This window comes from Paenarthrobacter sp. 10L420 (assembly GCF_056395385.1).
Map to the genome: position 1 here is coordinate 200,163 of NZ_JBFTJK010000007.1, position 6,565 is coordinate 206,727.

Consider the following 6,565-nt stretch of genomic DNA (forward strand, 5'->3'; position numbering starts at 1 on the left):
TGTTGGAGGGTGGGAAGTGGTGCTGTTGAGGGCCATTGAAGAAATTGTAGCAGTTGTACAAATTTCAGTGTAATGTGCATCACCAAGGGCGGCTTAAGGAAGAGTCCCCCATGCTCACAAGGAGGTACGCATGAACGCACATACACAAATCAGCCGACGGATTATCATCCGCGGCCTGGCAATCGCTGCAGCCCTGCCGCTGGTGGCCGGATGCACGGTCGGAAGCCCGGATGGCACTTCCGGAAGCACTTCGGGAGAGGCAACAATCACTTTGATGGCCGGCGCCCAAGACCTCAGTGACAAGCAGATCGCTGAGTTCGAGGCCGCAAACCCGGGCCTGAAGATCAATCTCATCGTGACCGACCCAACGCGGCTCAACACGATGCTCGCCGCCGGGAGTCCCCCCGACATCGTCGCCGGTGGTGCCCTAGGCAGCGCCAACTTCAACGCGCGTGGACTCGCGACAGACCTCACGCCATTCCTGGAGAAGAGCAAAGTACTGAAGGAGGACGACCTGCAACCCGTCAATGACGGTTTCCGTTGGGACGGCAGTCACAGCGGAAAGGGTCCTTTGTACGGCATCGTCAAGGACTGGAGCCAGGACGCATCGCTCTGGTACAACACCGCGTTGTTCGACAAGGCCGGCGTGCCGTATCTGAGCGAGACGGAAGCGACGAGTTATGACGACCTGCTTAACATCGCCAAAAAGTTGTCGGTTACAGAGGGGGGCACAACCACGACTTACGGGCTCGGCCTGGAGTGGTCGTGGACGCTCTACGGCCCGATGTCGGCCATGATCCAGCAGCAGGGCGGACATCTCTACAACGACGATCTCAGCAAGATCGACTTCACCACCGACCAAGCCCGGCGAGCCTTCCAGTGGTACGTCGACTTCGCCCATGCCGGGGTGGGTCCGACGTCTCTGAATCCGCTGCCGGACGCGTCCGATTACTCTACTTTCGCCGCTGGGCGGATGGCGATTTCCCAGGATGGCTATTGGTTTGGCGGTAACTTCGCTGCACCTGAGGCATTGAAGACCGTCCGAATGGCGCCCGCACCCGTGATGGGTGACAAGCGGGCCAACCCAACCTACTCGGGTCAGGGATGGTGGATTCCGGAGCAAGCCAAGAACAAGGATGCAGCCTGGAAACTGATGGAGTATTACATGGCCGGGGCGCCTGCCCAAGCGCGTGCCTCGAGCGGTTGGGGACTCCCGGCTTTGAAATCTCTAATGGACAAGTTGCCGCAGGAGCTTCCCTATCAGAAGGCCGCGTACACCGTCGCGCAGAACGAGCTCCAGTACGCTGTTCCGCTTCCCGACTCGCCCTACATCACCATTGATCTGCTGAATACAACGATCGACAAGTACCTGCAGAAGGCGATCAAGAACGAGTTGAGCGTCAAGGACGCCTGTGCTGCGCTTACCGACGAGCTTAATCAGGCACTCGCGCACGGCAAAGAGCAGATTGGATAGATGAGAGTCATGGCGCGCAAGTGGACCCGCTACCCGAAGAAAGCGTTTTATGCGTTTATAGGGCCGTGGGCAATCGGTTTCGTTCTTCTCACGGCTGTACCCATGGTGTACGGGTTCCTTGTGAGCCTGACCAATTTCGACGGCAGTTCGCCACGTTGGAAGTGGGTCGGCCTCCGCAACTACCTCGAACTGTTCAATGACGGCGACGCTTGGGCGGCCCTAGGCAGAACTTTGGCGTTTACCGCCATCGTAGTGCCGCTCAGCGTCGCCGGTTCACTCGGCTTGGCGCTGGTCATCAACCGTCGGTTGAGAGCTGTGGGCCTATGGCGCACAATTTTCTTCCTGCCCTCAGTCGTTCCCGTCGTCGCGATGGCCATCATGTGGAAATTGGTGTTCAACAAGGACGCCGGCATCCTCAATGCGGTCCTTGGGGCCGTGGGGATCGGACCTTTTGATTGGCTGGTGGACCCGACAGTTTTCTACTCCCTGATCACCGTGATGCTTTGGGGTCTTGGGGGCGGCATGGTGATCATGCTTGCCGCACTCCAAGGCGTGCCCGTTGAACTCGAGGAGGCGGCCGTCGTTGACGGCGCCGGCCGATGGACGGTTTTGCGTCATGTGACCGTGCCGATGATCTCGCCGATCCTCTTCTTCCAAGTGATCACCGGAGTCATTGGCTCCCTGCAGATCTTCGTGCAGCCACTACTGCTCACCAACTCCAGCGGTATCGCCGGAGCTGGGACCGTTCCGGAAAGCAATCGCATGTACATGGTGCAGGTGTACCAAGAGTTCTTCCTCAGCAACCGGTTCGGTTACGGATCAGCGATGCTCTGGATCTTCTTCATCATCATCCTCGGCCTGACGATGGTGCTTCTGCGATCCAGCAGATCCTGGGTCCATTACGAGGTTGACACGGATGCTGAACGCGAAGGAGCCACCAAATGACCGTCACAACCCGACCACGTGTCCAGCGTGCAGTATCTCCTACTGGCCGCACAGCGAAAAACAGGCGCCGCCCCGCCACCATCTATATCCTCATCCTTGCGCTTAGCGTCTTCTTCGTTGGCCCTTTCCTCTGGTTGGTGCTGGCCGCCCTCAAAACGCCGGAGGAATGGGCCTCGCTGCCGATCAGTATCTGGCCCGAGCATGCGCAATGGAGCAACTTCTTCGCCGCACTGACGGATATGAATTTTCTCGGCTACGCAGGGAACTCCATGATTCTCGCGACCGTCTACTCCGTTTTGGTGACGTTGTCGAGCGCGGCAGTTGGATTCGGCTTCGCGCGGCTGACAGCTCCAGGAAAGAAGGCACTTTTCGTCGTTGTTCTGTCGACGATGATGATTCCGCAGATCCTGACGCTGTTACCCACCTATGTCCTGTTCTCCCGTATCGGAATGGTCAATACGTACTGGCCGTGGGTGCTCTGGGGTATGGCGGCCTCCCCCTATTTGGTCTTCCTGTTCCGGCAGTTCTTCGCGGCGATCCCGCGTGAACTCGAAGACGCAGCGATCATCGACGGCGCCGGTTGGCTCCGCATGTTCTTCACGATCTTCCTACCGCTTTCGCGTCCCGTTCTGATTACCTCGTTCCTGCTTTCATTTACAGGAACCTGGGGCGACTACATAGCGCCAGCCCTCTTCCTCGACCTCGACCGCACAACTCTTGCGGTCGCCATCACTGCCTGGTACCAAGATCCGCACGGAAACGTCATACCGACAGTGCAGGCTGCGGGTGCGGTCATGTACATCATTCCGGTATTGCTCATCTTCTTCTTCGCCCAGCGCTACTTCATTCGATCTGCGGTCGGCTCCGGGGTCAAAGGCTGACGTTTCAGCAAGCACGGTCCGGTCTTCCCACGCAATCAACACAACAAAGGAACGCAATGTCTTACTCACTCCAGCTCTACACCCTTCGCAATGCCATCCAGGAGGACCTGCCGGGAACCATCAGGAAGGTCGCGGAGATCGGCTTCACGCAGGTGGAACCGTACAACTTCGTGGCCACGGCCAAGGAACTTGGTGCGGCGTTGAAGGACAACGGCCTCACCGCTCCGTCCGGCCACGCACCGCTTCTGAGCCAGGACCAGGACGAGATCTTCGCCGCTGCCAAAGAACTGGGTATCGCCACGGTCATTGATCCGTACCTCCCCGCCGAACTTTGGCTGACCGCAGAGGACATCAGGTCCAGCGCGGACAGGCTTAACGCGGCAGCGAGGAAGGGCGCCGAGTACGGCATCCGCGTTGGTTATCACAACCATGCCTGGGAGCTGGAGTCCACCATCGAGGGCAGGACCGCACTGGAGCACTTCGCGGGCCTGCTGGACCCGGATGTCGTGCTCGAAGTAGACACATACTGGGTGGCTGTCGGGGGCCAAGACCCCGTGGAGCTGCTGGAGCGGCTGGGCGACCGGGTGAAGCTCATCCACATCAAGGACGGCCCCGGTAACACTGACGCCAAGGCGCAACAGCCTGCCGGCCGGGGCACCATTCCGGTGCTGGCTGTCATCGCAGCCGCCAAGTCCCTGGAAGTGGGCGTGGTGGAATTCGACGACTACTCCGGTGACATCTTCGAAGGCATAACGGAGAGCCTGAACTACCTCAACGCCCAGTCGGAAGGGGTCAACGCATGAGCTTCACACCCTCAACCCGCAAAGGCCCCGTGGGGCTCGCTGTCATCGGTGCGGGCAACATCTCCAAGGCTTATCTGGATAACCTCACCACGTTCCCGGACGTGAAGGTCCTGGTGATCGCTGACCTCTTCGTCGAAGCTGCCGAGGCGCGCGCGAAGGAGTACGGGATCGCGGAATTCGGTGCGCCCGAGCTGGCACTGAACCATCCCGACGTCGAAATCATCGTGAACCTGACCATCCCGGCGGCGCACGTCGAGGTTGCAACGGCCGCGGTCAAGGCCGGCAAGCACGTCTGGACGGAGAAGCCGTTCTCCCTGGACCGCGAGTCCGGGCTTGGCCTGCTGAAGGCGGCCGACGCTGCGGGCATCCGCCTCGGCACAGCGCCTGACACGTTCCTGGGTGCTGGGTTGCAGATGGCCCGGAGGATCATCGAGCGCGGGGACATCGGCACTCCGTTGACGGGAATGACCACGTTCCAGACGCCGGGCCCGGAATCCTGGCACCCGAACCCGGCGTTCTTGTTTCAGCGCGGCGCCGGCCCGTTGTTCGACATGGGCCCGTACTACCTCACGGCCCTCATCCAGACGTTCGGCTCGGTCCGTAAGGTGGCCGCCGTCGGGTCCTCCGCGAAAGCGACCCGGGTCATTGGTTCCGGTCCGAAGGCCGGGGAGGAATTCGCCGTCGAGGTCCCCACGCACGTCTCCGCGATGGCGCAGTTCGAAAGCGGCGCGTCCTCGCACAGCGTGTTCTCCTTCGAGTCCCCGCGCCTGCGGATGGGTTTTGTGGAAATCACCGGCTCCGAGGCCACGCTCTCGCTGCCTGACCCGAACTATTTCGACGGCGACCTCAAGCTCTGGCGCCCGGGCGCGGAAGAACCCGAGATCATCCCGGCCACCGGACCGGCCAACGGCCGCGGTCTGGGCGTGCTGGACATGGCCCGTGCCCTGCGCTCCGGGGCCCCGCACCGCGCCAGCGGCGAGCTGGCTTACCACGTGCTGGACACCATGGTCTCGATCTCCGAATCCGTGGACTCGGGCTCCTTTGTGGACGTCACAAGCAACGCGCCCGCTTCCGCACCAGTCCCGGAGGACTGGGCCCCCGAAACTGCAACACTCTAGAACCAGCGAGGATTCGAACCATGACCACCCCCACCCACTCGTCCCTGCCTTCTGACCGCCCTCTCGGTGTTGCCGCCATTGGCTACGCCTTCATGGGGAAGGCTCATTCGAATGCGTGGCGGAACGTGGCCAGTTTCTTCCGCGTCCCGGCTTTCGAGCAGAAGGTGCTCGTGGGCCGGGACGCGGCCCAGGTGGCCGAGGCTGCGGCCAAGTATGGTTGGGCCGAGTCCGCCACTGACTGGCGCTCGGTCATGGAGCGCGATGACATCCATATCGTTGATATCTGCGCTCCGGGCTGGATGCATGCCGAGATCGCCGTCGCCGCGCTCGAAGCGGGCAAGCACGTCCTGGTGGAAAAGCCGCTGGCGAACACGATCGCCGAGGCCGAAGCCATGACTGCAGCCGCCGCTGCCGCCCGCGCCAAGGGCGTGCAGTCGATGATCGGGTTCAACTACCGGCGCGTTCCGGCTTTGGCGCTTGCACGCGAACTCATTGCCGAAGGCCGCCTGGGCACGGTCCGGCATGTCCGGGCTGCTTATTTGCAGGATTGGCTTTCGGACGCAGGGTCTCCCATGAGCTGGCGTTTGCGGAAGGAATCCGCCGGCTCCGGGGCCTTGGGCGACATCGCTTCCCACGCCATCGATCAGATCCAGTTCCTGACCGGGCAAAGCGTTGTGGAGGCCTCCGGTGTATTGAAGACTTTTGTTGCCCAGCGGCCTGGGCCGAATGGCATCGAAGACGTTACGGTTGACGACGCGGCCTGGGCTACCTTCTGGCTTACCGGTGACATGGGTGCCTCCGTGGAAGCATCCCGGGTCGCGATCGGCCAGAAAAACAGTCTCAAGATCGAGGTCTATGGCACCGCTGGGTCCCTGACTTTCGACCTGGAGAACCTCAACGAATTGAACTTTCTGGACGCCACGGCCCCTGTCAGGGAGCAGGGTTTCCGGCGGATCCTGGTCAACGAACCCGAACACCCCTACCTCGAAGCGTGGTGGCCACAGGGTCACATCATCGGCTGGGAACACACCTTCACCCACCAGATCCGCGACTTCCTCCTTGCCATCGAGTCAGGGGAAGCGCCCTCGCCGACGTTCGAAGAAGGCCTGCAGGTCCAACGCGTCCTCGCCGCGATCGAAGAATCAGCCAACAACAGAAGCACCATCACCGCCGTCGAGCACAAGACACTACTAGTTGAAGGAGCCTGACATGCCCCGCCCGTACACCCTGTTCACCGGCCAGTGGGCCGACCTCCCCTTCGAGGAAGTCGCGCGCCTCGCCTCGGGCTGGGGCTACGACGGCCTGGAAATCGCCGTCTCCGGAGACCACCTGGACGCCTGGCGC

At 61.4% G+C, this 6,565-nt stretch carries 6 protein-coding genes and 1 pseudogene; all 7 read left to right on the forward strand.

The features are described from left to right. The first annotated feature begins 130 nt into the window (after positions 1–130). Positions 131–1,474 carry an ABC transporter substrate-binding protein gene (locus AC1DD5_RS13245; RefSeq protein WP_477521721.1) on the forward strand — a complete coding sequence of 448 codons (1,344 nt, stop codon included), beginning with the start codon at positions 131–133 and terminating at the stop codon, positions 1,472–1,474. Beyond that, on the forward strand, positions 1,475–2,419 hold the full coding sequence (locus AC1DD5_RS13250) for a carbohydrate ABC transporter permease (RefSeq protein WP_416416437.1): 945 nt from the start codon (positions 1,475–1,477) through the stop codon (positions 2,417–2,419). Next, positions 2,416–3,300, forward strand: coding sequence for a carbohydrate ABC transporter permease (locus AC1DD5_RS13255; RefSeq protein ID WP_416416436.1), 885 nt, complete (start codon positions 2,416–2,418; stop codon positions 3,298–3,300). Before AC1DD5_RS13250 ends, AC1DD5_RS13255 begins: the two co-directional genes overlap by 4 nt. 56 nt (positions 3,301–3,356) lie before the next feature. Beyond that, on the forward strand, positions 3,357–4,103 hold the full coding sequence (locus AC1DD5_RS13260; protein ID WP_477521722.1) for a sugar phosphate isomerase/epimerase family protein: 747 nt from the start codon (positions 3,357–3,359) through the stop codon (positions 4,101–4,103). Further along, complete coding sequence (locus AC1DD5_RS13265; protein WP_477521723.1) at positions 4,100–5,221, forward strand: Gfo/Idh/MocA family protein; 1,122 nt, start codon at positions 4,100–4,102, stop codon at positions 5,219–5,221. The genes AC1DD5_RS13260 and AC1DD5_RS13265 overlap by 4 nt, the downstream gene beginning before the upstream one ends. A 20-nt stretch (positions 5,222–5,241) precedes the next feature. Continuing rightward, positions 5,242–6,429 carry a Gfo/Idh/MocA family protein gene (locus AC1DD5_RS13270; RefSeq protein WP_477521724.1) on the forward strand — a complete coding sequence of 396 codons (1,188 nt, stop codon included), beginning with the start codon at positions 5,242–5,244 and terminating at the stop codon, positions 6,427–6,429. 1 nt (position 6,430) lies between these two features. Then, positions 6,431–6,565 (forward strand): annotated as a pseudogene (locus AC1DD5_RS13275) (sugar phosphate isomerase/epimerase); the annotation flags it as partial.